This is a genomic window from Pyxidicoccus trucidator, assembly GCF_010894435.1.
Taxonomy (GTDB): domain Bacteria; phylum Myxococcota; class Myxococcia; order Myxococcales; family Myxococcaceae; genus Myxococcus; species Myxococcus trucidator.
This window is the reverse complement of the sequence record NZ_JAAIXZ010000001.1, coordinates 1,471,911-1,496,629: the sequence shown is the minus strand read 5'-3', so window position 1 is coordinate 1,496,629 and position 24,719 is coordinate 1,471,911. Positions and strand designations below refer to the sequence as shown.

At 69.5% G+C, this 24,719-nt stretch carries 23 protein-coding genes; 8 read left to right on the top strand and 15 right to left on the bottom strand.

The window, feature by feature from the left end; genetic code table 11:
• Window positions 1-55 precede the first annotated feature (55 nt).
• From G4D85_RS06085 to G4D85_RS06070, 4 genes are all read right to left on the bottom strand, one after another.
• A complete protein-coding gene (locus G4D85_RS06085; RefSeq protein WP_240359098.1) occupies window positions 56-787 on the bottom strand; it encodes a hypothetical protein in 732 nt (243 codons plus the stop codon).
• Between the two features lie 80 nt (window positions 788-867).
• Window positions 868-1,677, bottom strand: a complete 810-nt coding sequence (locus tag G4D85_RS06080; protein ID WP_164008762.1) for a hypothetical protein — start codon at window positions 1,675-1,677, stop codon at window positions 868-870.
• A 139-nt stretch (window positions 1,678-1,816) separates the two neighbouring features.
• Entirely contained in the window at window positions 1,817-3,622 is a 1,806-nt protein-coding gene (locus G4D85_RS06075) for an acyl-CoA dehydrogenase (RefSeq protein WP_164008760.1), read from the bottom strand.
• 22 nt (window positions 3,623-3,644) lie between these two features.
• Window positions 3,645-4,139: a hypothetical protein gene (locus tag G4D85_RS06070; protein WP_164008758.1), complete on the bottom strand. Its 495-nt coding sequence runs from the start codon at window positions 4,137-4,139 to the stop codon at window positions 3,645-3,647.
• A gap of 223 nt (window positions 4,140-4,362) precedes the next feature.
• Between G4D85_RS06070 and G4D85_RS06065 the strand changes: the two genes are divergently transcribed.
• Complete coding sequence (locus G4D85_RS06065) at window positions 4,363-4,980, top strand: hypothetical protein (RefSeq protein ID WP_164008756.1); 618 nt, start codon at window positions 4,363-4,365, stop codon at window positions 4,978-4,980.
• A 3-nt stretch (window positions 4,981-4,983) separates the two neighbouring features.
• On the opposite strand, the gene G4D85_RS06060 is transcribed toward G4D85_RS06065, so the two are convergent.
• Complete coding sequence (locus tag G4D85_RS06060) at window positions 4,984-5,574, bottom strand: hypothetical protein (protein ID WP_164008754.1); 591 nt, start codon at window positions 5,572-5,574, stop codon at window positions 4,984-4,986.
• A gap of 88 nt (window positions 5,575-5,662) precedes the next feature.
• On the opposite strand from G4D85_RS06060, the gene G4D85_RS06055 reads away from it, so the two are divergent.
• The gene (locus tag G4D85_RS06055; protein ID WP_164008753.1) at window positions 5,663-6,412 is read left to right on the top strand and encodes a hypothetical protein; all 750 of its coding nucleotides are present in this window, start codon (window positions 5,663-5,665) and stop codon (window positions 6,410-6,412) included.
• A gap of 14 nt (window positions 6,413-6,426) precedes the next feature.
• Here the strand turns inward: G4D85_RS06055 and G4D85_RS06050 are convergent, their stop codons facing one another.
• The 5 genes from G4D85_RS06050 to G4D85_RS06030 form a co-directional block, all read right to left on the bottom strand.
• A complete protein-coding gene (locus tag G4D85_RS06050) occupies window positions 6,427-6,594 on the bottom strand; it encodes a hypothetical protein (protein ID WP_240359097.1) in 168 nt (55 codons plus the stop codon).
• 35 nt (window positions 6,595-6,629) lie between these two features.
• Window positions 6,630-7,250, bottom strand: coding sequence for a hypothetical protein (locus tag G4D85_RS06045; protein ID WP_240359096.1), 621 nt, complete (start codon window positions 7,248-7,250; stop codon window positions 6,630-6,632).
• Window positions 7,251-7,518: 268 nt separating this feature from the next.
• Window positions 7,519-8,598 (bottom strand): pilus assembly protein, encoded by a 1,080-nt coding sequence (locus G4D85_RS06040; protein WP_205525428.1) that lies wholly within the window; start codon window positions 8,596-8,598, stop codon window positions 7,519-7,521.
• Between the two features lie 124 nt (window positions 8,599-8,722).
• Window positions 8,723-10,378: a TadE/TadG family type IV pilus assembly protein gene (locus G4D85_RS06035; RefSeq protein WP_164008746.1), complete on the bottom strand. Its 1,656-nt coding sequence runs from the start codon at window positions 10,376-10,378 to the stop codon at window positions 8,723-8,725.
• Window positions 10,379-10,408: 30 nt separating this feature from the next.
• The gene (locus G4D85_RS06030) at window positions 10,409-11,224 is read right to left on the bottom strand and encodes a TadE family protein (protein WP_164008744.1); all 816 of its coding nucleotides are present in this window, start codon (window positions 11,222-11,224) and stop codon (window positions 10,409-10,411) included.
• Between the two features lie 268 nt (window positions 11,225-11,492).
• On the opposite strand from G4D85_RS06030, the gene G4D85_RS06025 reads away from it, so the two are divergent.
• The 4 genes from G4D85_RS06025 to G4D85_RS06010 all read left to right on the top strand — a co-directional run bounded on the left by G4D85_RS06025 (window position 11,493) and on the right by G4D85_RS06010 (window position 15,522).
• Complete coding sequence (locus G4D85_RS06025) at window positions 11,493-12,341, top strand: FAD binding domain-containing protein (RefSeq protein WP_164008742.1); 849 nt, start codon at window positions 11,493-11,495, stop codon at window positions 12,339-12,341.
• Window positions 12,334-12,804 (top strand): (2Fe-2S)-binding protein, encoded by a 471-nt coding sequence (locus G4D85_RS06020; RefSeq protein WP_164008740.1) that lies wholly within the window; start codon window positions 12,334-12,336, stop codon window positions 12,802-12,804. Before G4D85_RS06025 ends, G4D85_RS06020 begins: the two co-directional genes overlap by 8 nt.
• On the top strand, window positions 12,801-15,143 hold the full coding sequence (locus G4D85_RS06015) for a xanthine dehydrogenase family protein molybdopterin-binding subunit (protein WP_164008738.1): 2,343 nt from the start codon (window positions 12,801-12,803) through the stop codon (window positions 15,141-15,143). The genes G4D85_RS06020 and G4D85_RS06015 overlap by 4 nt, the downstream gene beginning before the upstream one ends.
• 169 nt (window positions 15,144-15,312) lie before the next feature.
• Window positions 15,313-15,522 carry a hypothetical protein gene (locus G4D85_RS06010; protein WP_164008735.1) on the top strand — a complete coding sequence of 70 codons (210 nt, stop codon included), beginning with the start codon at window positions 15,313-15,315 and terminating at the stop codon, window positions 15,520-15,522.
• 10 nt (window positions 15,523-15,532) lie between these two features.
• Here G4D85_RS06010 and G4D85_RS06005 read toward each other — a convergent pair whose 3' ends face one another.
• The 4 genes from G4D85_RS06005 to G4D85_RS49190 form a co-directional block, all read right to left on the bottom strand.
• Window positions 15,533-16,321 carry an FRG domain-containing protein gene (locus G4D85_RS06005; RefSeq protein WP_164008733.1) on the bottom strand — a complete coding sequence of 263 codons (789 nt, stop codon included), beginning with the start codon at window positions 16,319-16,321 and terminating at the stop codon, window positions 15,533-15,535.
• Window positions 16,322-16,442: 121 nt separating this feature from the next.
• On the bottom strand, window positions 16,443-17,366 hold the full coding sequence (locus G4D85_RS06000; protein WP_164008731.1) for a DUF4202 family protein: 924 nt from the start codon (window positions 17,364-17,366) through the stop codon (window positions 16,443-16,445).
• A gap of 209 nt (window positions 17,367-17,575) precedes the next feature.
• On the bottom strand, window positions 17,576-17,812 hold the full coding sequence (locus G4D85_RS05995) for a hypothetical protein (RefSeq protein WP_164008729.1): 237 nt from the start codon (window positions 17,810-17,812) through the stop codon (window positions 17,576-17,578).
• Between the two features lie 269 nt (window positions 17,813-18,081).
• Window positions 18,082-18,936, bottom strand: coding sequence for a hypothetical protein (locus G4D85_RS49190; RefSeq protein ID WP_240359095.1), 855 nt, complete (start codon window positions 18,934-18,936; stop codon window positions 18,082-18,084).
• 359 nt (window positions 18,937-19,295) lie between these two features.
• Between G4D85_RS49190 and traC the strand changes: the two genes are divergently transcribed.
• Together traC and G4D85_RS05980 are read left to right on the top strand one after the other, a co-directional pair.
• On the top strand, window positions 19,296-21,119 hold the full coding sequence (gene traC / locus G4D85_RS05985) for an outer membrane exchange accessory lipoprotein TraC (RefSeq protein ID WP_164008727.1): 1,824 nt from the start codon (window positions 19,296-19,298) through the stop codon (window positions 21,117-21,119).
• A 600-nt stretch (window positions 21,120-21,719) separates the two neighbouring features.
• Entirely contained in the window at window positions 21,720-23,174 is a 1,455-nt protein-coding gene (locus tag G4D85_RS05980) for a M57 family metalloprotease (RefSeq protein ID WP_164008725.1), read from the top strand.
• Between the two features lie 94 nt (window positions 23,175-23,268).
• Here the strand turns inward: G4D85_RS05980 and G4D85_RS05975 are convergent, their stop codons facing one another.
• Complete coding sequence (locus G4D85_RS05975; protein WP_164008723.1) at window positions 23,269-24,534, bottom strand: MDR family MFS transporter; 1,266 nt, start codon at window positions 24,532-24,534, stop codon at window positions 23,269-23,271.
• Window positions 24,535-24,719 lie beyond the last annotated feature (185 nt).

The window sequence follows — 24,719 nt, the reverse complement described above, 5'->3', positions numbered from 1 at the left end:
CAGTGCTCCGGGGCGTCATACCGCGCGACGCCCGCGGTGGCGGAGGAAACGCCGCTCAGGGGCGAATCTGCACGTCGCGCGCGACGGTGCGCCCGCCCATGAGTACGAATCGCGCGCGCACCGGCGTGCCCTCCTCGAGCCCTCGCAGCGACACCTTGCGGCCCTGGCGCAGGCCCCGGCTGCGGCTGTCCAGCTGCAGCTCGTAGACGCCGCCTTCCCTGTCGCGCACGGTGATGGTGTTCTTCCCCACCCGCGTGACGCGCCCGCTCACGGAGCTGGAGGCGATGACGACCTCCTCCAGGGAGCTTCCCGCGGTGCCGCTGCCACCCGTCGCCGCGTCCTGCGCCGCGCGCGCCGCGCCCAGGTGCCAGTCCTCGTCGTCCCGTGCCTGCACCGCCTCGTAGCCAATCATCACCCGGCCCCCTCGCGCGGGAACCTGCGCCGTGCCAGCCGTCGCCGTTCCCGTGGCGGGCGTATCCGCCGTCGCGGTGTTGGCTCCCGCTGGAGCAGGGGCCGCCGTGCCAGCCTGGCCCGGCTCACGTATCTGCGTGCCCGTGGCCGGGGCACCTCGCTGCACCGTTCCGGGCTGCTGCGCCGCCGTGCCCTGCGCTACCGGACTTGTCGCCACCGGAGCCTGTCCCGGAGTGGCCGCTGCTGCCGGACTGCCTGGAGTCGCCGCGGCTTCCACGCGCTGCTCGGCCGGAGTGTTGCCCTCTCCACGCTCGTGGCACCCCGAGGTCAACGCACAGAGCCCCACCATTCCCACCCACGCCCATCGACTGCCCATCCGTACACCTCGCGTTCCCATTCGGGTTGAGTCGCGCCCTACCACTGCAAGCTGCGTGCTTGCTGGCGGACGAAGGGGACTCAGCCCGCGAGCAGTCGGGCCACGCCCTTCACGTGCGAGCGCACCAGCTCGCGCGTGGCCAGCAGCTCCGTGGCCTCCTGGGGCGTGTAGCCAAGGCACAGCACCACGTCGTCCTCGGGCGCCGCGCGGACCCCCAGCTTCACGTAGTCCACCGTGCGCGGCACCGGCTCGCCGTCCATGTCCCGGCTGAAGCGCCCGAATACCGTGGCCTTCGCGTCACGCCGGGGCGCCGTCTCCTTCAAGGCGAACAGCTTCCGCACCGCCGCGAGCACCTCCGGGCGCTCCATCAGCACCTCGGGCTTCGCGGGCCCGCCCAGCTCCCACTCGATGAGCCGCAGGCAGCCCCGCACGAACTCCACGTCGGTAATCACCAGCCCGTACAGGTACCAGTCCGCGCACGCCGCCTGGACCAGCCGCGCCTGCGCGTCCGACAGCCAGCCGAAGGAAGGACAGGTGAACGTCTCGCACACCGACGCGCGGTACACGCCGCAGTCCCGCAGGTCCACGCCGCCCGTCACCAGCGGATGCCCCAGGCAGCCCACCTGCTTGCGGTCCTTGTCCAGGAAGCCCAGCAGCGGGCACACCCGCACGGCGGGGAACATCGGCTCCGCGCGCCGCGCCGCGATGAGCTCGCGCGCCGCCTCCTGCCAGGCCGAGGCCTCCCAGGGCACACGCCGCAGGCGCTCCGTCTGCATCGCGAGCTGCTCCGTCACCGCCACCCGCGAGTGGTCCCGGAAGTTGTACAGGCCGCAGCAGGCGCCACACGAGGCACCCCCACCGGGTTGGCATAGGTGAAAAGAAACAGTCACGTTCTACATCTTACGTGCACAAAGCATCGATGCAGGAGAATCGTGTCCAGCGCCCTGGCAGGCCCCAGGCCGAGGGCAGGCTGGCACCCGGGCCCTCACACTCCGTGTCGCTCTGCCCACCAGACGAGGGGTGCGCCGGTCAGAACCACTCGGGACGCATGCGAGCGTAGGAGTCCTCGCCCGTCCGGCACAGCGCCGTCAGGAGGGGCACGCGTGGCAGCTCCACGGCGAACCAGTACTGCGCCGCCGCCAGCTTGCCCTCATAGAAGTCCGAGTCGGCTCCACCCCGCGCCAGCCCCTCCTTCGCCGCCGCCGCCTGGGCCAGCCAGCGCCACGCCACCGCGAGCACGCTGAACAGGTCCAGGAAGTCCGCGCTGTGGCGCAGCATCAGCTCCACCTCGCCGGACATGCCGCGCGCGCCCAGCTCGCCCACCAGCTCCGTCACCTCACCCAGCGCGCGCTCCAGGGCGTCACACCACGCGGCCTCCACACCCGCGGCGTGCGCGCGCTTCACCGTCGCGCCCACTTCCTCCGTGAAGGCCTGCAACGCGGCGCCGCCTCCGGCCACCACCTTGCGCCCCAGCAAATCCAGGCCCTGGATGCCGGTGGTGCCCTCGTGGATGCTGTTGAGCTTCTGGTCTCTCAGCCACGCCTCCGGCGGGTACTCGCTGGAGTAGCCGTAGCCGCCGTGCACCTGCACCGCGAGCGCGTTGGCCTCGAAGCCCCGCTCGGCGGGGAACGTCTTGGCCACCGGCGTCAACAAGTCCACCAGCAGCTGCGCGCGCCTGCGCGAGTCCTCGTCCGCCCCGTGCATCGCCACGTCCGCCTGGTACGAGGCGGCGAGCAGCAGCGCGAGCCCTCCCTCCACAATCGCCTTCTGCCGCAGCAGCATGCGCCGCACGTCCGCGTGCTCGATGATGGGCGACTGCGGGCGCGTGGCGTCGCGGATGCCGGCGGGACGGCCCTGCGGGCGCTCACGCGCGTAGGCCACCGCCTCGTGGTACGCCACCAGCGCGGTGGCCACCCCGTTCATGCCCACCATGATGCGGGCCTCGTTCATCATCTGGAACATGCACGCCAGCCCGCGTCCGGGCGGGCCCACCATCCATCCGTGGCAGTCGCCTTCCTCGCCGTAGTTGAGCGCGAGGCTGGGGATGCCCTTCCAGCCAATCTTGTGGATGACGCCCGCCACGCGGACGTCGTTGTCCACCAGCTTCCCGCCCTCGGGCCGGCGCGACGGCACGGCGAAGAGGGAGATGCCCTTTACCCCCGTCTCGGCGCCCTCGGTGCGCGCCAGGGTCAGGTGGACGACGTTCTCCGTGAAGTCCTGGTCCGCGCCGCTGATGAAGATTTTCGAGCCCTGGATGCGCCACGTGCCGTCCGGCGCGGGCGTGGCACGCGTCCTCACGTCCGCGAGGCTGCTGCCCGCCTGCGGCTCGGTGAGGGCCATGGTGCCCGTCCACTCGCCCCGGTACAGGGGCGCCATGAAGGCTTCCTTCACCTCGGGCGTGCCGAACACCTCCAGGAGGTGCGCCGCGCCCAGCGTCAGTCCCACGTACGCGAAGGCGCTCAGGTTGGCCGCCATGAGGTACGCGCTCGACACCGCGTGCACGGTGAGCGGGAGCTGCTGTCCGCCGACGTCCGGCGGGCGCGTGGCGGTGAGCAGGCCCAGCTCCACCATTTGCGGGTACAGCTGACGCATCAACGGGTGGACGTGGACGCGGCCGTCCTTGAACACCGGCGGGTCCGCGTCCATGGGCCGGTAGGTGGGGTAGAGCACCTCCCGGGCGAAGCGGCGGGTGCTGTCCAGCAGCAGGGCGAAGGTGTCGCGCGAGTGCTCCGAGAAGGCGGGCAGGGCGCAAAGGGCCGCAGCGTCCAGCACCTCATAGAGCTGGAAGTCCACGTCGCGGTCCGACAGCAGCGGGTTGGGGCGAGGCGCGGTCATGCTCCGGGTGTTAACAGGAGCGTCACCAGGACGCGATGGCCGCGTCGAAATCCAGCTCGTCCCCGTTGTCCCCAGCGTCATGTATCGAGCGAGCGCACGGGTCCTGTCCGGGGGGCGTGGGGCGGGGTGCCGGTCCCTTGCGTGCCGCGGGCTCCGGGCTGGACGCAGACATGAACGGCATGGCCAGCGCGCTCAGCATGGCCATGGCGAGCGCCGCCTCCACCGGCTCCCGCAGCGACTGCTTCGCGCGCGGCCCCCAGGGACGGGACCTCCGATTCCTTCGCCGCAGGTTGCCCTTCAAGAAGCTCAGCGTCGCGCCGCCCAGGGTGGCGAAGGCCAGGCCATTCCTCGTGCGCGGCCGGGCGCGCGCGAGCAGCTGGCTCAAGGGCTTGCGCAGCGACAGGACCTCCAGCACCGCGAAGGTCACCGCCGCCGTCCTGGGGCCCAGCACTCCCGCGCGCGGGCTCCAGGGCCGCCAGAGCGAGCGGCTCGCTCTTCGGAAGGAAGGACTCCACATGGAACTCACGCTCCCCGGACGCAAGGCGCCTCAATGGAGGTGCGTCCATCCGGGAAGGTTGATGACGGGCAGGCAGGCCGGCCATGGCGGGTCATTCCGTGCAGGCCCGTTCGTGGGCAGGCCGGACGGGACGACAGCCGCCTGTCAGGCTGGTTGCCTGCCAACGGTAGAGGGTTTCCCTTATGCCCAAGTCGCCGTGGATGTGGTGCGCTCAACGCACCGGATGAAGGCCTCCTCATTCCCCCGCTCCGCTGTTGGCTTCCACGTCGTCGCGCTGGTGTTCTTCAGCGGCTGCGCTGCGGCGTTGGTCCAGGAGTCCCAGGTGCTGGGGGGGCGCCGGGGCATGGTCGGCCTGGGGGTGACCGTGGCGGCGGTCGGGCTCGGGCTCCTGTCCCTTCACGCGGCGCTGGTGCTGTCACGGGCCCGCGCGCTGACGGTCCTCGCGTCCCATGCGCGAGTGGGCACCTACGTGCAGTTGCTCATGGCGATGGGCGTCCTGGGGCTGCTGGGGCTCCACCTCCTCTACACGGAGGGGCGGCCCGCCCTGGGGACCTTCTGTCTGGGGTTGGCCGCGTGGCTCGGAGCCATGGGACTGCGCCTCGTGCCCGCTCTCTTCCTCGCGGGCGACGGCTTCTTCGACTCGCTGGGCCGGCGGACGCGGTTCTCCGAGCTGGAGTGGTTCAGCCTGGGTCGGCAGGAAGGGGAGGTGCCCCGAGTGCTCCTCCAGGTGGGACGTGGCCTGGCGCTGCACCTGGAGGCCCGGCTCGCCGAGGCGGAGGTCGGCGCCGTGCGCGGGAAGCTCCTTCAGGCGGGACTCGCGTCGCGCCCGGGGAGGCCCTGATACCTACGGCTGCGCCACTCCCTTCCAGGGGTCGCCCCCCACGCCGAAGGCGATGAGCTGGAAGGGCTGGGGCCCGGAGACGCGGACCAGTCCCAGCACGGGCACCGAGGGAGACCACTCCGCGGTGAGCCCTTCCGGATAGGAGTACTCCGTCACGTCGAGCTTCCGGCCGGCCACGGTCTCCGTGCCCTGCCGGAGCAGGCGGGGCTGCCGGGGCGGCTTCTTCGCCCCCGCGAACGCATCCGGAGAGTCGCGGGGCGCCTGACCGGGGACCACCGTGCGCAGCAGGAGCACCTTGTCGGCCGTGAAGCGCTCCCCTTCGACGAGGAAATGGAGGGCGACGCGCCCCGTGGAGGGCACCTCGACTTCGAGGATGAGCCACCGGCCGCTCCGGCCGCCGTACTTCCCACGCGCGCCGACCTTGAACACCAACTGCGTGGGCCCGGTCGAGGACTCCGTCACGTAGCGGGCCCAGCCGCCTTCGCGGATGACGAGCGGCAGCCCGAGCATGCCCGCCGTGGAGCCCTCCTGGGCGCGCACCGGTGAGGCCAGGAGGCACAGCAGTACCACCAAGACGGCCCATGCCCTGCTCATGCGCACTCCCGTTGTGTCGTGTTGGAGACCCGAATCCGAGACATCACCCTTGTCCTGTGGCGGGAAGGGGACGAATAGTGTTGCCTCCATGGCCCGCCTTCCGACTGTCGTGTGTTGCTGCAATCTGTTGCTTGTCGCCGTGACAGCGCTGGCCGCTGACGGTGGAGCGCAGGAGGCGGCGCCAGTCATTGCCGCTCCGGGCGCCGTCGCCGATGCCGGCATGACGGCTCAGGCGGATGGGGGCACCGTCGTGGACCCCTCCCGCCTGGCCGAGGCGCGGGCCCTGGTTCCTCCACCGCTGCTCTACGGAGAGTTCCAGCCCGTGGTCGGCACCTGGGTGGAGTACGAGTTCAGCTCGAAGCAGGGACGCTTCCCCGTGCGGGCCGCCGTCGTGGGAGAGTCGCGACGCGAGGATGGCAGCCTGCTGTATCAGGTGGAGCTCGACTACGGCACGACGCCGCGCACGCTGGTGGTGGTCTGGGTCGTCGGCGGTGCGCGCCCCATGGTTGAACGGCTGGCCGTCTCCGTCCCTCCCAACGCACCCATCTCCATCCCCGTGGACCTGTATGTGGACCAGCCCGAGCTGCGCGGCGCTCCGGTGGTGGAGAAGGACACCGAGCTGCGGACAGGCGCCTTCGCGGGAAGGGTGCGCCAGCGCACCTTCCGGCGGGAGCAGGGCGGGACGGTGGTGGTGGTCTCCACGCAGAAGGTGCCGGTGTTCGGCGTGGAGTCCGTCCGGGAGGCCGAGGTCACCTGGGTGGCGCGGAAGACGGGCACCGGCGCCCGCCCCGAGCTGGGCACCGTGCCCATCGCCATTCCCCGCGTGCCGGGACAGTGAGGTGCCGGGGCCGCTCAACCCAGCGGGTACCCGAGCACGAGATAGAAGCCGCGCACGTAGATGGTGAAAGCCGCGAACATGTCGGGCGCGAAGGCGTCGATGCCGAACCCGATGAGCAGGAGCGACATCAGCAGCAGGGTGAACTCCGTCGCAGCCTGTCCCCTGGAACGGGAGCGTCGCATCCAACGCCAGGTATGTGAAGTCCATGTGGGCATGGTCATTCTTCCTTGGGGCTCGCGGTGTCCTCGACAACCGCTGTGATGAGGGATTCGGGTCGGCCTTCCTTGGTGACAGGTGAGAGGGCGAGTGAGAGTCGTTCCCCGGGTCGTTCGAAGACGCGCAACTCCACGCCGTGCGCGGCGGAGCGGGTCTCGGTCTGCACGGGGGCATAGCCACGGCTTAAGAGCTGCTCCTGGTAGAAGTCGGCGAGCATTCGCGGGGTTCCCTGGGCGAGCTCGGTGAGGGTGATACTGCCCTGGGAGGGCCCCGTGCCGCGGTCATCCAGCCTCATGACGGTCATGGCACCGGGAGGGCGGGGGAGCGACGTCGGGGCGCTCCCGTGAAGGTGGATGCCCTGGGGCGCCTCGATGATGGAAGGGAAGACCATGGTCCTGGGCTGCTTTCCGCCCACACCGATGGCGGTGACGGAGACGAGCGAGCCCCGGGCCGTGTCATAGTAGTTCACCGCTCCGCCTCCGGTGCCATCCGGCTGATTGGCGACGCGGTGGCCTCTCCGACGGAACTCCCGGGCGTAGAACTCCAGCACTTCTCCAGGGGCTGTCGGAGTCTCGAAATAAGCCATCTCCAGAGGGTTGCCGTTGGCTTCCATCTGTCCCATGGGGATGAATGTGGTCCGGGGAAAGACGGGGAACAGGCTCTGGATACGTCCCGTCCCTGCCTTCGGAACGGGCGCTACCTGGGGAAGCCCTCCGGGTGGAGATGGCAGGGTCGGGGGCGGGGCCTCGTGTGGGGGCTCACGGAGCGTGGCCGCGACAGTGACCAGCAACAACAGGGTTCCAAGTCCGACCAACCGCATCACGCTGCCTGTTCGGTCCGAGCGCCACTTCATGTGCCTTTCACCTCAGGGCGAACGAGGAGCACGGGGACTAAGGCGCGCATGCGGCTCCTCCATAGTTGTGGTAATCGCCTGGAGGCACAGCCGGTGGTGGGTCATGAGCATCCGAAGATTCTGAGTAGAGCGCTTCCGGCGCCTCGGACTTCGTTGCGCCCTGAAAGTACGGTCCTCGGCAGTTGTAGGCACGCATCGGCCAGTTGTCGCCGCGACCTGCACCGTTGATGAGGCCTCTCTTATGCTGGATGGTCCTGGGCTCGCAGGTGCCGAAGCACCAGTCTTCATCGTTCACCCAATAGGCTGCCTGCAAGATGTCTCCAGGCGCCGTGCGAGTACCTGTCGCTGCTTCGAACTTGCCTTCATCAGGGACGTTCTTGATCAGCACCGAATCGCGGATGTAGGTCGCTGAGAAGGGCGTATCCAGTCTCAAGGTCGTGAGCACGCCATCAATGGCGCGTTGCCCACCCCCCGCGGGTCCCGAGCCAACGCCGGCGTAGACGATAGGTCCACCGGAAGACCCATGGGTGATGCGAGCGTGCGTATGCTGCTCGACCCGCCGAAGGGTGTCGCCCGGGTGGTCTCGGTATTCCCACGCGCGCCACGTGTCATGGAAGAGAAGAAAGCGCTCGGTAAACTTGAGATTCAACTCCTGACCCATGAAGCCCGTGGTGTAGAGGGCAATGAAGTAGGGAATGATGCCATTCTCGACAACCAGTTGGACCTCCACCTCGACGGCCCCTCTCCGGGTGTCCAGTCCCATCTTCCTGGCGACATCATCCGGAGTCTCTCCAAGGGTCCGCAAGGCAGTACCTGCCATGCTGCTGATTCCCGCGACTGCTCCTGAGGCTGTCAGAGATGTGTGGGTGAGCGGAGCCGCGGTGTCCTGGGCTTTCACGCTGACGCTGAGCCGGTTGCGATAGCCCATCCCCAGTGCCCCCGTCTTCGTGGAGCCGTCGAGATCCTTGTAGCGCTCGTGAGCTTCGGCGGCGATGGCGTCAACATCGGGGCGAACCGTCCGCTCGAACGCCACGAAGCGGGCGAGCTCCGTCGCTTTGAGCTGGGCACGCTGTACCTCCCAGAAGTAGTTGGCCCAGAGGACCAGAACCAGCAGCAAGGGGGCCAACAAGGCAAGCTCGACCGTTGCCGCGCCGCGCGAGGACCGTGAGCGCCTGGCGTTGCACCTACTCCGGCCCAGGCGGCGTGGGAGCGGGGGGGGACGTCGTCGCATGACATCTCCGTCAGTAGTTGAGGGCGTCGCCGAACCAGTGCTGACTGAATTCCCATTCCGGGACCATCTGACTGAGGGCCTCTTTTTCCCAGTGTGTCTTCACCGGGGCCAGGCGTGCCGTCCAGAGTGGATTGAAGAAATTGGGCTCTTCCTTCCAGTCACCGGGGCGGTGGTAGATGGCACGGCCTACCGCCATCGCCATCATTCCTTTCGTCTTCGCACGGAAGTCCGAGGCGTCGCCGTCCACCGAGCCATTGTCCATGTAGATGCCTCCAACGTTCTTCCAGGTCATGTCGAGGAAGCCTCCGCCCACTTCCTCCTGGCTGTCGTCCCATTTGCCTGTCCCATGCCCCGCCATGAAGGCATTCCTCGAAAGGTTGCCCATCTGGAAGACCTTGGCCTTCTTGGACGTGTCACCGTCGGTTGGAGTCGGTCTGGCGCCCATGTCCTTGGACAGGAGGATGACGTTGCACGGGTAGCCGAAGTGATTCTGCGAGGGCCTGACGAAGCTCGTGTCCGAGGTCAAGAAGGGAGTGATGCCCCGCCATTCATGGTGGCGCGTCGTCTTGCGCCCGCCGTTCTCCTGGTGGAAGCCGCCACGTGCATCCGCGGTCGCCCGGAACCGGAGCTCGAAAACAGTCTTGTAATCGAAGAGGCCGGAGCAGCCAGGGCGCACCTCAATCTTGATGTCATCCGATGCGAAGAGCTGGTCCTTGCGGTTCCCTTCGAAGCTCTCGGAGAAGCTCTTGAGCTGACTGTCTGCCGTTTTTTCGATACGGAGTTGGCCAATCAGGAGGCACATCTCGAAATCCCACTTGCGCCCGATGAGAAGCGGGCCCGTACCCACCGCCGTCCACTCACGTCGGACAGAGTTGGCGAGGTTGCCCATCAGCAGTCGGTACTTGGCCATGTCCGGGTCGGACAGGGCGTTGTCCCGCAGGAGTCTGGCGCGCATGCGGAGGCCTGTCGGGTCGGTCAGGTCAAAGCTTGGGTCACTGCTTTTGGGACCGTCATCCATGATGTGAAGGAAGTTCTTCAGGTTCGAGTGGTCAACGCCTTCATTTGCAGCCTGCGCCAGGTTGGTCGGGTAGGGATGCCCGGAGTTCATCGCGAAGCCTGGTTGGGCTTTTGGATCCGTACGCTTGAGGACGCCGTCGGCATCGGCCCGGGTAAGCAGGTCGAGGAGCGTGCCGTAGAGCATGGCTTCCTGTGCAATCCAGAGCGCGATGTTGAGCTGCGTCAGGACTGGAATGAGGATGCTGGCGAAGGCGTCCACCGTCCTTCGCCAGGCTTTGATGGCTGCTGCTACCCCAGCGAAGATGGCTCCCAATCCCGGGATGACCCTGAGTTGGCTGGCCGCTCCACCGACTGTTTGCTCCAGGTACACTGCATGGCTCACGAAGGACATCACCGTGAGCATGGCCGAGTAGTGAACGATCATGGCGCGGTTGGTGTACGCCAGGAAGTTGTAGGCCCGTGCCTCCTTGACGGCGAGAGAGTAAGCCTGTGCGTCGGCTGCATCCTGGAGCTTGATCTTCTCGTAGACGCCATGCCCGATGCTGACCGAAGCCATCACACTGACGGCCAGCACCAACATGGCTACGACGCCAATGACCATGGCCTGGCCACGCTCGTCACGGCGCATCCTTCGGAGAATATGGAACATTTTCGTTCCCCGTTCGTGGCTACCGCCGACTCAGCTGTCGGTGGCGCATCTGCCGGGTCCGTACTGGTTGTTGTTGAGAAGGTTGGACTGCATTCGCATGGACCAGGTCGATATGAGCGGCATGACGAAGAGCCCCTTGCCGGCCAGCTCCGCCAGGACGCGATGGTCCGTGTCCCTGGTGGCGCCGCGGCCCTCCAGATAGTCGGTGGCTGTCTGCCCACCCACACGCTGGTTCTCGAACTGCAACCCGCGTAGTTCATCCAGGAACTCACGTCCCATATAGAAGGTGTGGAGCTGCCAGTTCGCGAAAGGGATGCGCAATTCGTAGAAGTAGGTCAGCCGGATGGTCAGCAGGTTCGCCTCGATGACCCGGTCATCCCGGACATCGTCGTAGTCGATCTCCATCGTCCCCATATGGGAGCCATAGATTCCAAAGAGACCCTCGAGGTCACTCAGCTTCGGGTTGACGACCTGGACCCGGAAAAGCGGCAGAGGGCCGTCGCTATAGAATCCATTCTTCCGAATGCGGAGTTCCTGGACATACAATCTGTGGACATTCATCGCCTTGTCGAGGGTGTCGACTCGGCCAATTTCGTCAGGGAGAGGCGCGAGGGTGGGGAGCAAGGCCGCTAGCGCGGCTTTTTCCATGATGGTGCAGTCGCCATGATTGACGATGCCGGCCCGCACGGCTCGGTAGGCACCGTATTCGGTCATCAGCCGGGCGTGGTGCACCATGCCGAGCTGGATGATGCCCAGCACGAAGAACACCATCATCGGCACCACGAGCGCGGTCTCGACCGCGGCCTGGCCTGCTTGACAGGAATTGGGTGGGCGATGCGGGTACATGGGCCTCTCAAGCGCGTGTAGTGGATTGCCCTTAGGTCCGATTGCTTCCTGAAGCCTGGCTACGATTGTACTGCAATGGTTTGGAGTGGATGCCTTTTTGTCTGTCTTTCCTGTCGTGCGGCCGACAGTCGAATGTTCGTTCAATGTCTGCTCCGGGTTTTGGCTGCGGGGGCAGATGTGGGGACAAGGAGCCTGTTCCCTGCCCGGGGCCTGTCGGTAGCTGTGTTACAATGGCCTTTCAGTGGCCTGGGGCCTTCATGGGGACGCGATGAGATATGCGGAGCCGCAGACGGTGGAGGAGGGGCTGTCGCTCCTCGCCACCACTGCAGGAGCGCGCTGCCTGGCAGGGGGCGCCTCGCTGGTGTCGAAGATGAACGCGGGCCAGGTCGCGCCCGGGATGCTGGTCAGCCTGCACCGCATCCCGGAGTTGGCCACCACCACGGAGACCGCGGAGGGACTCTGGCTGGGCGCCATGTCCACGCACCGCACCGTCGCGGCCGAGGCTCGCCTGTGCGGGGCCATGTCAGTGGTTCGCCACGCGGCGGGCCAGCTCGCGCACCCCGCCATCCGCAACATGGCCACCCTGGGTGGCTCCGTGTGCCTCGCCGACCCGCAGACGGAGCTGCCCGTGGCCCTGGTCGCGGCCTCGGCCCGTGTGGAAGTCGCGGGGGCCTCCGGCCGGAGGACCGTCCCTGTCGAGTCGCTCCTCGTGGGGGCCTTCCAGACGTCCCTGGCCCCCGGCGAGCTCGTCACGCGTGTCCTCATCCCCCGGGGCGTGGACGGCGCGGTGGGCCACCACCTCCGGTACAGCCGCGTGGTCGCCGACTACCCCACGGTGTCCGTGTCGCTGGTCCTCGCCATGGACAGGGACACGTGCCGCTACGCGCGCGTCGTGCTGGGCTCGTGCGGGCCGGTGCCGCTCCACGTGGACGCGGCGGACGCCCGGCTCGTGGGCACGCGGCTGGAGCCCGGGGCCGTGGCCGCGGCGGGGCGCCTCCTCGCCGACAGCTCCGCACCCCTCGATGATGTTCGTGGCTCGGCGGAGTACCGGCGCATGCTCATCCCGCGCCTGCTCGGCCGCGCCCTGTCCCAGGCCCGGGAGCGCGCCCATGTCTGACAAGGTCTCCGTCTCCCTCAACGTCAATGGCAAGACCCACGCGCTCTCGGTGGCCCCGGAGCGGACGCTGCTGGACGTGCTGCGCGAGGAGTTGCGCGCGACGGGCACCCGGCGCGGTTGCGACGCGGGCGACTGTGGGGCCTGCACCGTCCTGGTGGAGGGCCTGCCCGTGCTCTCGTGCCTGTCCCTGCCGGCGCGGCTGAGCGGTCGCGCCATCACCACCGTCGAAGGTCTCGAGACGGGCGGCGAGCTCCACCCGGTACAGCGGGCCCTGGTCCAGCACGGCGCGGTGCAGTGTGGCTTCTGCATGTCCGGCATCGTCCTCGCCGCGAAGGCGCTGCTCGACCACAACCCAGCACCCACGGTGGAGGAAGTCCGCCACGCGCTGGGAAGCAACGTGTGCCGGTGCTCGGGCTATGCCCGCGTCGTGGAGGCCATTGCCTCGGTGGGAGGGCGTCCATGAGCCACGACGCGAAGCCGAAGCCCGGGCCGGAGCCCGTGGGCGAAGTCCTGGGGCAGTCCGTGCCGAAGACGGACGCGCGCGAGAAGGTGACGGGGCGCGCGCTCTACACCGACGACCTGGTCCTCCCCGGCATGCTGCATGGCGCGCTGCTGGGCAGCCCGCATCCCCATGCCCGCATCCTGTCGTATGACACCTCGCGGGCGAAGGCGCTGCCCGGCGTCCGTGCGGTGCTCACCGCCGAGGACCTGCCCCCTGTCGACATCGGCCCCGTCATCAAGGACCAGCCGCTGCTCGCGCGGGGCAAGGTCCGCTACGCGGGCGAGCCCGTGGCCGCCGTCGCCGCGGTGGACCTGCCGACGGCCCGCAGGGCGCTCGAGCTCATCGACATCCGGTACGAGGTCCTCCCCGCGGTCTTCGACGTCGAGAAGGCACTGCTTCCAGATGCGCCCGTGCTTCATGCGCCGCGCGGCCCCGGCCATCCCAACCTCGCCACGCACATCCGGCTGGTGGAGGGCGAGCCCGCGCGGATGTGGGAGCGGTGCCACGCCATCATCGAGGACGTCTACGAGACGCCCGCGCAGCAGCACATCTACCTGGAGCCGTGCACCACGCTGGCGGCGGTGGACCCCGACAGCGGCAGAGTCACCATCCACACCTCGACGCAGACGGCGTTCCGGGTGCAGGCCATCACCGCCGAGGCGCTGGCCGTGCCCATGTCCCGCATCCGCGTCCTGGTGCCCCGGGTGGGCGGCGCGTTCGGCGGCAAGGTGGAGTCCACCAACCAGCCCATCACCGCCGCGCTGGCGAAGGCGGCCGGCGCGCCGGTGCGGCTGACCTTCTCCCGCACGGACGACATGCGGATGATGCGCTCGCGCCACGCGGCCCGCATCCACATGCGCACGGGCGCGACGAGAGATGGGCGCATCCTCGCCCGCCAGGTCCGCATCCACTACGACACCGGGGCCTACGCGGACGACGGGCCCTTCGTCGCGGCGATTGGCAGCTACTTCGCGCGCGGGCCGTACCGCATCCCCCACGTCGACGTGGAGTGCTTCAGCGTCTACACCAACAAGCTCCGGGCCGGCGCGTTCCGGGGCTTCGGCAACCCGCAGGTCCACTTCGCCAGTGAGATTCAGGTGGACAGGCTCGCCGAGGCGCTGGGCATGGACCCCATCGAGCTGAGGCTCCGCAACGCACTGGAGACCGGGGAGAAGTGGCTGGGCGGTGCGCCGGTGGAGAGCGGCACGCTGCGCGCCTGTCTGGAGAAGGCCCGCGAGGCCTCGGACTGGCACCGTCGGCGGGAGCGCCCGGCCATCCCGTCACCCGGAAAGCGGCGCGGCATCGGCGTGGCGGCCATCGGCCACGTGTCCGGGCTGCTGGGCTCCAGCGCCACCGTCCGGCTCAACGAGGATGGCACCGTCAACGTCATGACTGGCGCGGTGGACACCGGCCAGGGCTCGGACACGGCGCTCGCGCAGGTCGCGGCGGGCGCGCTGGGGCTGTCCCTGGAGCAGCTCCACTTCAGCCGTCCCGACACGGACACGTCTCCGTATGACTGGTGCACCGGAGGCACGCGCACCACCTTCACCGTGGGCCACGTCATCGCCCAGGCGTGCGAGCAGGTCCGTGAGCAGCTCTTCGAGCACGCCGGCGCGATTCTCGAACGTCCCGTGAGGGTGCTCGAGCTGAGGCCCGGTGGGCTCGTGGGCGTCCGGGGGGAGCCAGGGGTGTCCGTCTCCTTCGGAGCCATCGCCGGCCGCGCCCTCTATGTCGAGGGTGGGCCCATCGTCGCCACGGCCCGGTGGCTGTTTCCCGCGTGGCAGCTCGACACGCGCCGCACGACGGTGGAGGGGCTGCCCTCCATGGGCAATGGCTTCTTCATCTTCGGCGTGCAGGTGGCCGAGGTCGAAGTGGATGAGCTGACCGGCAAGGTGGAGCTACTCGAGGCCTGGAGCGTCCACGACGTGGGCCGAGCGCTCAACCCCGCGGCGGCCGAGGGACAGGTGCAGGGCGGCTTCGTCCAGGGGCTCGGCTACGCGCTGACCGAGGAGCTGGTGTGGAAGGACGGCCACCTCGTCAATCCCTCCATGAGTGGCTACAAGGTGCCGGGCGCGCTCGACGTGCCCGTCGCCATCCATCCCATCCTGCTGGAGCACGCCTTCGGGCCCGGGCCGTTCGGTGCCAAGGGCGTCGCCGAGGCCGGCGTGGTGGGCGTGGCGCCCGCCGTCTGCAATGCCATCCGCCACGCCACGGGCGCGTGCGTGAATCAGATACCGGCCACGGGAGAGCGCGTGCTGCGGGCGCTGCTGGCGCGCGAGGAGGCGCACTCGAAAGACTGAGGCCTGCCCGCTCGGCGCCTGGTCGCCTGCCCGGTGGAGCGGCGGGCGGCCGCCCGGCGAGCGTCCGGGGAGGCAGCGCCGCGAACGTCGGGAAGACACACCTTGCCGGGGTGAGGTCAACGTGGCCGCCCGTCACCGACGCGCGGTCCCCGACAGCGAGGTTCACCGCATGTTGCTTCTGGGATTCACTCTTCTCGGGGTCGTCATCTTCTACGGCCTCATCCTGGCCGTCATCGTGGGCGGCGCCGTCGGCAACAAGCACGAGAAGGAGCTGCGCGAGCTCACCGAGCAGCAGCAGGCCGCCGGGCTGACGGGGGACACCACCATGAACGACCCCTTCGCCCTGGACTACAACAACCCCCGCCACGCGCGGACATAGGCGCGGGCGCTCAGCGGGGCCGCGGGCTGTAGTAGCGGCGCAGCCAGCGGCTCAGCCCGTCCAGGCCCGGGAAGAGCACGCGCTCGGTGACGTTGGCCTGGTCCAGCTTGTCGCGCACCTCCCACTTCAGGGCGGCGGGAATGATGAGCCGGCGCACGCCCTGCTTCTGGTCCTGGAGGAACTCGTCCAGGCGCAGCGCGGGCCCGTTCATCACCGAGAAGAGGGCGAACTGGTTGACGATGCGCGCGTCCAGCGAGGGCGGCTCGAAGAAGAGCACGAAGGGGTGCTTCGCCATCCGGTCGAAGGCGCTCAGGTCCCCGGCCACGGCGGCCAGCATCTCCCCGGTGAAGACGTCCGCGCCCTCCCGCCGAAGCTGGGCCTTCAGGGGCTTCGGGAGCAGGCGGTTCGTCTCGCGGTAGTCCACGCACCACACCACGCCGTCCTGGTCCCGCAGGTCGGTGTCCTCGGTGAGGAAGTGCAGCGCGACATTCGGGCTGAACGTCCAGTCCAGCATCCGCGTGGGCAGCCCGTGGTGCTGGGCCAGGGCCAGCCAGTCCCACAGCGACTGCATCTGCTGCTGGGCATTGGCGTGCGCGTACTTGCGGAAGGCGCGCAGCAGGTCCTTCTCCTGTCGCACGAACATGCCCTTGCGGTTGAGGGCGGTGGACAGGTCGTGCTCCACGTGCGGCATGCCCCGGAAGACGAAGCTGGGGCGGTGCCGTCCCAGCGCCTCGTTCCAGGAGTCTGCGAAGAGGGCGTCCTGGAGCTCCAGCCACGTGTTGACCCGCAGCTCCCGCATGGGGTGCCCCTCCCTCCGCCCGTGTTTCACCCGGTAGAACACGGCGCTGGGGCACCTCTATCCCAACGGGTGGCGGGAGGCAGGAGCAAAGGCGGGCTCACCCTGACATGGCGACGACGCCTCAGGCCTCGCCCCCGGAGCAGGGGATGGAGGAGAGCTGCGCGTCCAGGAGGACCTTCACCGAGGGGGCCAGCCGCATCTGCCCCAGCCGGCGGAGCTGCGCCGGGCGCAGCCGCGCGAGCGTGTTCGCCACCTTGTGGCGGCTGTGCTCGGGGTCGAAGTAGCGGATGAAGCCGGACGCGTTCAGCGAGAAGAAGGACAGCGCGTCCGCGTCGTTGATGAGCGCCAAGTCCGGGTCCCCGTCGGGGCGCTCGTGGTTCGCCACGAGGTTGCGCACGCGCTGGCAGGTGTCGGTGTCCGCGCCCACCTCCTCCAGCACCTCGCACGTCAGCGCCGCGCCCCGTGCCGCAGGGGCGCCCTTGAAGGCCTGGCAGCCCGGGGCCGGGTGCTCGCCGCGCGGGTCCGCTCCGGGCACCAGCCGCTCCACGTCATGGAAGAGGGCGGCGGCCTGCACCGCCAGGTCCGCTTCCGGGCGCAGCCGCAGCGCCCACTGCCATGCGTCCAGCGCGTGCTGGTAGTCCGCGCGCACCCCCGGCAGGTGCAGGTCATGGAGCGCGCGGTGGCGCGCCAGCAGCCGGTCGAAGACGCGTATCGACGAGGCCTCGTTGCGGCGGCCCACGAGGCCCTGGTAGCGGGTGAGGATTTCGAGCGCGGCGATGACGAGCGCCTCGCCCCGCGCGCCCTCCAGGTGCAGGGCGAGCTGCTCGGAGCTCTCCGCCGCGCCGAAGACGCGCTCGTCCCAGGTGAAGGGGTCGAAGTCCAGCGAGCCCCACTCGGACACGTCCAGGCGCAGCACGCGCGAGCCCCGGCCGTTCGCCAGCGGACCTATCCCCACGGTGGGAAACTCCGCCTGAACGAGCGCCCACCCATGGCCAGCGGTGGGCCCCTCGCTCCCGAAGTCGGACAGCAGCAGCTGGCGGAGCATGGTGCCTCCCCTCCGGGCGGTACACCGGGCCCGAGCAGGTTGACGGGGAAGCTGTGGTGCCGTGCGCCCGCCGCCCACTACCTCGGGAGCGCAGGGACTCGTGGGCTGGTACACAGCCCGGGGCCGGAACGTGGGCCGCGCGATGCGGGGCCGTGGGGCGGCGCGCCGTGGCAGCTCACCAGGGCCCGCCCCGCTGGCGACCGGCCAGACTAGGGCCGGCCGGAGTCGGCGGGCTGGTTGAAGGCGTACGAGGACGCGCCGGGCGCCCGGTCCTGGTGGAACAGGGGGCACTTGGCGCAGGTGAAGCTGTCCCAGTCCTTCTTCACCGCCACGTCGATGCAGCCGCCGTAGAAGCGGCAGTGCACGTTGCGGTGCTCTTCGATGGAGAAGGTCTCTGCCCGCAGGGGCAGACGGAACTGGGTGGGACGTGGCTGTGGACAGGACATGGTGACTCTCTCGCCCCCCTCGTGGGTGCTGCTGAGTGCTGTGTTCCTCTACCGGCTGTTGCGTCGCGTCATTCCCGACGCATCCCGGGCGGCCCGCGTGACGTGCGAGGTCCGCCTCATGGGGGCCAGCAGAAGGCAGCGTTGTGTAACGGGCGAGGTAACCACGCGCAGACGGCGGGGCTCATGCTGGCGGACAGGCGCGGCTTCCAGCACGGAGAGCGAGCAGGCGGCGCCGGGCTCGCGGGAGCCCGGCTCAGAAGCTCAGCGGCTCAGAGGCTCAGCGCCTTCTCGATGTCCGCCAGCTTGAAGCGCGCCATGGCCAGGTTGGCATTGGCCCGGTGCAGGGCGAGGTAGAGGAACAGGCCCTCCTTGGTCGAGAGCGGGCGGATGACGTGGTACTGCTCGCCGAGCGTGATGAGGATGTCCTCGATGCGGTCCTTCATGCCGAGGGCATTCATGGTCTTCAGCTTCGCGCGCACCACCTCGGTGTTGCCCGCGGCCGCGGCATCCACGTTGAAGGTGGCGCTGCCGCCGATGCTGCCCAGGCTCATGCCGCTCTTCGAGTCCACGAGACAGGCCGCGAAGGCCCCGTCAATCTTCAGCGACTCCTCGAGGGACTGCTTCACGTTCGCCATGTTGACTCTCTCTTCCAGGAGTTGATTCGGGGTGGGGGGCGATGAAACCGGAGGGGCCAGCTCCTCCAGGTTGAAGGTCAGCTGGCTGGAGTAGGTGCGGTGCTGGGGAACGAAGAGGGCCTGGGCGTCCCGGAGGGACAGGAGGGCTTCCAACTGGCTGGTGAGGTGGCGGCGCAGCAGCTCGCGGACGCTGTCCCAGGGCAGCAGGCCCCAGGACACCAGCATCTCGCAGAAGTTGCCGCCGCTCTTGCGGCACTCCGCCACCACCTGCTCGAGGTCCTCGCGGCTCACCTGCCGCTCCTGGACGAGCACCGAGGCGAAGTTGGTGGCGCCGGGGCCGGTGATGGCCACCCAGGCCACCTTCCGCGCCACGACGAAGATGCGCCCGGACAGGGTGGAGGACTTCACCACCACCTCGCCGCCAAGCTGGCTGTCCAGGGCCTCGCGGAGCACCGTCCTCACCACCTGCCGGGGTTGCGAAGACACCATTCGGGGAGCGAGTTCCATGCCGGGGTCCACGGAGACGTGTGGGGCAGTGCGCTACAGCCCAACGCGCTGGATGTATACAGCAGAGACGAATATCAGCAATGGAACTGTAATTTTCCCAGTGGGCAGAGGTGGCAGGTACCCAGTTGGGGTGGGTTGGACCCTACCGATATGCGGTGGTGGAAGCAAAGAGTGGCGACACGGAACGGTGCGGCGGAGGTCCTGAAGGGAGGGCACCGGAGGCGGCGCTCCTGGAGGTGGACAGCCAGGCCTGGCCAGCGCCCGGGCGCGCTCTGCTCCCGGGCAGGAGGGCGGGCGGGCTCATGGTGGAAGTCTTCACCCGGTGAGGGCTTTCCCCGAAGATGCGAGCCGTGCCTGTCCTCCCCCGAAGCCCCCGCTCCGCTCCCGCCTCGTCCCACCGCTGGCTGGGAGCCCTGGCCCTGGCCACGCTGCTTGCCCTCACGGGCTGCACCGCCTTCTCCCGCGCGGTGAAGGAGGGCGACGCCGCCAGTCAGCAGCAGAAGTGGGCGGATGCTGAAGCCGCCTACCTGCGAGCGCTCGCCGCGGACCCCGAGGCGTCCGAGGTGAAGGTGAAGCTGACGAAGGTGCGCAACGCGTGGAGCGACGGGGTCCTCGAGGAGGCCCGGAGCCTCCATGCCGGGGGCGACCTGGACGGCGCGATGAAGCGGCTGGTGCGCGCGCTGGAGCTGAACGCGGAGAACGTACCGGCGCGCGAGCTGCTGGGCCAGACGCTGGAGGCGCGCGTGGCCGTGGGCCAGAAGGCGCTGAAGGAGGAGCGGCTGAAGGAGGCGCGCACCGAGTTCGACGCGGTGCTGTCGGTGGCGCCGGACCACGCGGCCGCGAAGCGGGGCGTGGACGGGGTGCAGGTGGCGTGGGCGAAGCGCTGGTTCGGCACCGGCGAGAGCCTGGAGAAGGCGGGCAAGCTGGGCAACGCGCTGGTGGCGTACGTGCGCGCGGACCAGGAGCGGGTGGGCGCCACGGCGGCGCGCGAGCGGGCCGAGGCGGTGCGGCAGAAGCTGCGTGACGAGGTGGCCTTCCTGGTGGTGACCGCGCCGGTGGAGGACCGGGCCGGGGCGCCGGACGTGGCGCAGCGGCTGGCGGCCGGCCGGCTGGCGACGATGCTGCCCACGCAGCTGCCCCTGCGCGTGGTGACGGAAGCGCCCGAGGGCCGCGAGGGCGTGCGGCTGGACTTGTCGCTGGAGCGGGTGCTGCCGCTGAAGGTGACGGAGGACTCGCAGCGCACGCAGCGCTACCTGGCCGGCAACCGCTCCGTGCCCAACCCGCGCCGCGCGGGCTTCGAGGGCAAGCTGCTGCAGGCGGAGCGGACGATGGAGGAGACAGACCGCAAGCAGGCGGCGGCGCTGCGCGAGTACCTGCGCATGCAGGCGGAGCTGCTCACGGTGCGCGAAGGCGCGGAGCGCTGCCGGGAGCGCGAGCGCCGCGAGTGCCGCGAGGCCCTGCAGGAGTGCGGCGAGGCGGCCCGGGAGGCGGAGAAGCCCGGCCAGCTTCCCGGCGAGTGCAACCCCTCCCGCTGCGCCAGCGGCGCGTGCGCCCAGGAGGAGCTGCTGCTCGTCCAGAAGGCCACCGCCGTGAAGGAGAAGGAGAAGGCGCTGGAGGCGGCGCTCGACAAGTCGGAGGCGCAGCGCATCGAAGTGCAGCGCAACCGCGACACCGCCTTCCGCGAGCCCGTCACCGTGGAGGAGCCGATGTACTCGGACTTCGTCTACGACGTGCAGCTGCACCGCCTCACCGTGACGGCCTCCGTCACCGCGGTGATGAAGGATTTGCTCAAGGACTCCGGCGTGGTGGCGCCCCAGACGCAGGACTACGCGGTGGCGCACGAGGACGTGGCGCACAAGGGGTATGACCGCTACGGCGTGCTCGCGGACCCGGTGCAGCTGCGCAACGAGCTGGAGCTGCGCGTGGAGGTGGGCGACAAGGCGGTGGCCGACCTCGCCCGGCGGGTGAAGGCGCGCTTCGACACCTACCGCGGCAAGCGCGTGGAGGACGCCCGTCGCGGCATGGTGCGTCCCGGCGCCGAGGACGTGGTGGAGACGGCCGTGCGCGCGCTGCTGCTCACCGCGGACGCGCCCCCGGCGGACATCCTCCAGCCGCTCGGCCGCGCGCGGGGGCTCAACCGCCCGGAGGCCCTCGTCGGCCTGTAGTCCCCCGGAGCCCCGCCCCCGCCGCCCGTCACACGGGCGTCCCAGGGGGCGCAGCGCCCGCCGTGCCCGCGCAATCACCTGGCGCCGTCTCCCGTAGCCCCATTGAAGGGGATTTCCACCGGGGACCACCGCCATGCGACTCGACTTCAACCACCTGCTCCACGAGAGCGACCTGGACTACGCCGCGGCGTGGTTCGTGTTCGTCGCCTTCGTCGTCCTCACCCTGGTCGCCGTCTTCGGCTGAGGGGGCGGCGCGGCAGCCACCGGACCTCTCTGGCCGTGGGCCACCGGGGTGGGTCCGTTTTCGCCGGGCCGCCGCTTTTCGAGACGTTGGGGCAGAAAACTGTCTCGGTCGGTTTCACTTTTACATCCGGCTTGTCCTGTTTCAGATCGGCTTCCGAAATACGGGTAAGTACTTAGAGTCGCTCGGCTTTGGTGCCAAATCGTAAGCAGGGTTTACGAATTCGCGGGTACTCCTGGAGTATCGGTGCACCGGAGCCGCTGAAGGGCTGGTTGTAATACCTAGTAATGGCAATGGGTTGGGCGCTGGCACGGGGGGTGCTCTGGCGCGGGGCTCCCTTCTTCCCATCAAGGAAGTCCATGACCCAGTCCAAGTTCGTCGGCGCCCTCGCGGGCCTCGCGCTGCTCGCCGGTTGCGGCGGCAGCGAAGGCACCACCCCCACTCCCGAGACCACCGGTCAGGGCATGTCGTGGGAGCAGTTCCTGTCCCTGGTGTACCAGGAGCCGGACACGGGCATCTTCATCGCCGACGGCGACACGACGTTCGCCTCCGAGAAGCTGCTGCGCGAGTTCTACGAGAACAACGTCAAGAACGGCCAGCTCATCGTCCACACGGCGGGTGGCGTGGACGCGAAGTGGAGCGACACGGCGAAGAAGAACATCACCTACTGCGTGAGCACCACGTTCGGCACCAACCACGCCAGGGCGGTGACGGAGATGGCCAGCGCGGCGGCCGCCTGGGAGGCGGCGGGCGACGTGAAGTTCGTCTACGTGAGCGCGCAGAACGGCAGCTGCACCGCGAGCAACAACAACGTGGTGTTCGACGTGCGCCCGGTGAACTCGGGTGGCCAGTACCTGGCCCGCGCGTTCTTCCCGAACGACTCGCGCGCCAACCGCAACGTGCTCATCGACAACACGGCCTTCGGCAACACGTCGCCGTGGACGCTGACGGGCATCCTGCGCCACGAGCTGGGCCACACGCTGGGCTTCCGCCACGAGCACACCCGCCCCGAGTCCGGCACGTGCTTCGAGGACAACAACTGGCGCGCGCTGACCACGTACGACTCCGCGTCCGTCATGCACTACCCGCAGTGCAACGGCTCGCAGTCGGGTGACCTGGTCATCACCGCCAAGGACACGCAGGGCATCCAGGCGCTCTACGGCGCTCCGGGTGGCACGCCGCCCCCGACGGGCACCCCCACCACGGAGACCCGCTCCGGCTCCGTGGCGGCGAGCGCGAACACCCACTACGGTCCCTTCTCCGTGGTGGCCGGCACCAGCTTCTCGGTGGCGATGACGGGCTCGGGTGACCCGGACCTGTACGTGCAGTTCGGCTCGGCGCCCACGACGACCAGCTACGCCTGCCGTCCGTACCTCAGCGGCGCGGCCGAGTCGTGCAACGTGACGGTGCCCGCGGGCGTGACGAGCGCGTACATCATGGTGCGCGGCTACACCGCCGCCAGCTTCAACCTGACCATCAACTACACCAAGCCCGGCACCGGCGGCACCGGTACGCCGAAGACGGACACGAAGTCCGGCAGCGTGGCCTCGGGCAGCGTCACGAACCTCCCCGCGTACTCCGTGCTGGCCGGCACCACCTTCAAGGTGGTGATGTCGGGCACGGGTGACCCGGACCTGTACGTGCAGTTCGGCTCGGCGCCCACGACGACCAGCTACGCCTGCCGTCCGTACCTCAGCGGCGCGGCCGAGACGTGCGAAGTCACCGTGCCGGCGGGCCAGACGAGCGCGTACATCGGCGTGCGCGGTTACACGGCCGGTACGTACACGCTGAACATCAACTACACCTCGCCGTAGCCTGACCCCAGGCAACGCGTGAGTCGCGGGCGGTCTCCTTCCAGGGGGGGCCGCCCGTTGCTTTTTCCGGCGGGACTCGCGGCGGGGCGGAGCGTCAGTCCGCGCTCGTGCTGACGTCCGGGCGCAGGGTGCGCAGCGTGTCCATGCGGCGGCGTCGGGCTCCGGCGATGGCGAGGTGCCAGCCCGCCGCGGCGACGCCCAGCACGAGGCAGCAGAGCCACAGCGTGGTGGAGCCAAAGCGGCCCATCACCAGTCCGCCCAGCGCGGGCGCGGCGCAGGCGGCCAGTCCCCACAGCATGTGGTAGGCGCCCTGGTAGCTGCCGCGCAGCTCGGGCGGAGCGAGGTCCGCCACCACGGTGGGCGCCACCGGCGCCTGGGCAATCTCCCCCAGCGTCCACACCAGGACGGCCAGCATCGCCAGTCCCACGTTGGCGGACAGCGCGTGCAGGCCGAAGCCCACGCCAGTGAGCGCCGCCGCCAGGGCCAGCGCGACGGCGCGGCGCTGCTGGCCCAGCCACCGGCCGGTGAAGGGCTGCATCACGACGATGAGGACGCCGTTGACCGCGAGCACCGAGCCGAACTGCGCCGGCGTCAGCCCCCGCCCGCCCAGGTCCAGCGGCAGCGCCATGTGGCCCTGGAAGAAGATGAGGGACACCACGAAGATGGGCAGGCCGAAGGAGAGGAACACCGGGTCTCGAAAGGGCGCGAGCGGCGAGGCCGCCGGGGGGCTCGCGGGGGCGCTGGCCTGCTCGCCCGCGGGCCGGCGGGTGGGCCGCGTCTCCGGCAGGAACAGCCAGATGAAGCAGCCGTAGACGAAGGTGGTGATGGCGTCGGCGACGAAGAGCGTCACGTAGCCGAAGCGGGTCATCAGCCCGGCCACCGGAAGGGCGATGGCGAAGCCCACGTTGACGACCCAGTAGAGCAGGCCAAAGGCGCGAGTCCTGTCCCGCGGCGGCACCACGTCCGCGACGGCGGCGGACACCGCGGGCCGGTACAGCTCTCCCAGCACGCCCAGCGTGAAGGCGGCGACGGCAATCCAGAAGGGCTCGCGGGAGAAGCCGAGGAAGAGCATGCCCGCCGAGCCCAGCCACAGGCCCCCGGCCAGGGTGAGGCGCCGGCCCACGCGGTCCGCGAGCGTGCCACCCAGCGGCCCCGCCAGCACCGTCCCCGCGCCGTGCAGCGAGGCGACGAGGCCCGCCTGCTCCACGGTGAAGCCCCGCTCGCGCGTGAGGTAGAGGGCGAGGAAGGGCACCACGAAGGAGCCCAGCCGGTTCACCAGCGTGCCCACCCACAGCACCCAGTACGTGCGGGGCAGGCCCCCCGCGAGGGCGCGCACGGCCTGGACCAGGGCGCCGCTCATGGCCGCCGCTCCAGAACCGAGGGGACGGGAGCGGGGCACGGAGGACCGGAGCGGGGAGGCATGACGGCGGCGGAGCATGCGTCAGCGGGTATTCCGCTCCAAGTGCCCGGGAGTGACGGTAGGGGCTCTTTGAGGTCCAACATCGTGAGGTCCGCGCGTGGGTGGCTTCTTCGCGGACGCCAGGC

Coding starts and splice junctions, on each gene's coding strand:
- G4D85_RS06085 (WP_240359098.1), bottom strand. CDS start 787: ATGGGCAGTCGATGGGCGTGGGTGGGAATGGTGGGGCTCTGTGCGTTG.
- G4D85_RS06075 (WP_164008760.1), bottom strand. CDS start 3,622: ATGACCGCGCCTCGCCCCAACCCGCTGCTGTCGGACCGCGACGTGGAC.
- G4D85_RS06070 (WP_164008758.1), bottom strand. CDS start 4,139: ATGTGGAGTCCTTCCTTCCGAAGAGCGAGCCGCTCGCTCTGGCGGCCC.
- G4D85_RS06065 (WP_164008756.1), top strand. CDS start 4,363: ATGAAGGCCTCCTCATTCCCCCGCTCCGCTGTTGGCTTCCACGTCGTC.
- G4D85_RS06060 (WP_164008754.1), bottom strand. CDS start 5,574: ATGAGCAGGGCATGGGCCGTCTTGGTGGTACTGCTGTGCCTCCTGGCC.
- G4D85_RS06055 (WP_164008753.1), top strand. CDS start 5,663: ATGGCCCGCCTTCCGACTGTCGTGTGTTGCTGCAATCTGTTGCTTGTC.
- G4D85_RS06050 (WP_240359097.1), bottom strand. CDS start 6,594: ATGCGACGCTCCCGTTCCAGGGGACAGGCTGCGACGGAGTTCACCCTG.
- G4D85_RS06045 (WP_240359096.1), bottom strand. CDS start 7,250: ATGGGACAGATGGAAGCCAACGGCAACCCTCTGGAGATGGCTTATTTC.
- G4D85_RS06035 (WP_164008746.1), bottom strand. CDS start 10,378: ATGTTCCATATTCTCCGAAGGATGCGCCGTGACGAGCGTGGCCAGGCC.
- G4D85_RS06030 (WP_164008744.1), bottom strand. CDS start 11,224: ATGTACCCGCATCGCCCACCCAATTCCTGTCAAGCAGGCCAGGCCGCG.
- G4D85_RS06025 (WP_164008742.1), top strand. CDS start 11,493: ATGAGATATGCGGAGCCGCAGACGGTGGAGGAGGGGCTGTCGCTCCTC.
- G4D85_RS06020 (WP_164008740.1), top strand. CDS start 12,334: ATGTCTGACAAGGTCTCCGTCTCCCTCAACGTCAATGGCAAGACCCAC.
- G4D85_RS06015 (WP_164008738.1), top strand. CDS start 12,801: ATGAGCCACGACGCGAAGCCGAAGCCCGGGCCGGAGCCCGTGGGCGAA.
- G4D85_RS06010 (WP_164008735.1), top strand. CDS start 15,313: ATGTTGCTTCTGGGATTCACTCTTCTCGGGGTCGTCATCTTCTACGGC.
- G4D85_RS06005 (WP_164008733.1), bottom strand. CDS start 16,321: ATGCGGGAGCTGCGGGTCAACACGTGGCTGGAGCTCCAGGACGCCCTC.
- G4D85_RS06000 (WP_164008731.1), bottom strand. CDS start 17,366: ATGCTCCGCCAGCTGCTGCTGTCCGACTTCGGGAGCGAGGGGCCCACC.
- G4D85_RS05995 (WP_164008729.1), bottom strand. CDS start 17,812: ATGTCCTGTCCACAGCCACGTCCCACCCAGTTCCGTCTGCCCCTGCGG.
- G4D85_RS49190 (WP_240359095.1), bottom strand. CDS start 18,936: ATGGTGTCTTCGCAACCCCGGCAGGTGGTGAGGACGGTGCTCCGCGAG.
- traC (WP_164008727.1), top strand. CDS start 19,296: ATGCGAGCCGTGCCTGTCCTCCCCCGAAGCCCCCGCTCCGCTCCCGCC.
- G4D85_RS05980 (WP_164008725.1), top strand. CDS start 21,720: ATGACCCAGTCCAAGTTCGTCGGCGCCCTCGCGGGCCTCGCGCTGCTC.
- G4D85_RS05975 (WP_164008723.1), bottom strand. CDS start 24,534: ATGAGCGGCGCCCTGGTCCAGGCCGTGCGCGCCCTCGCGGGGGGCCTG.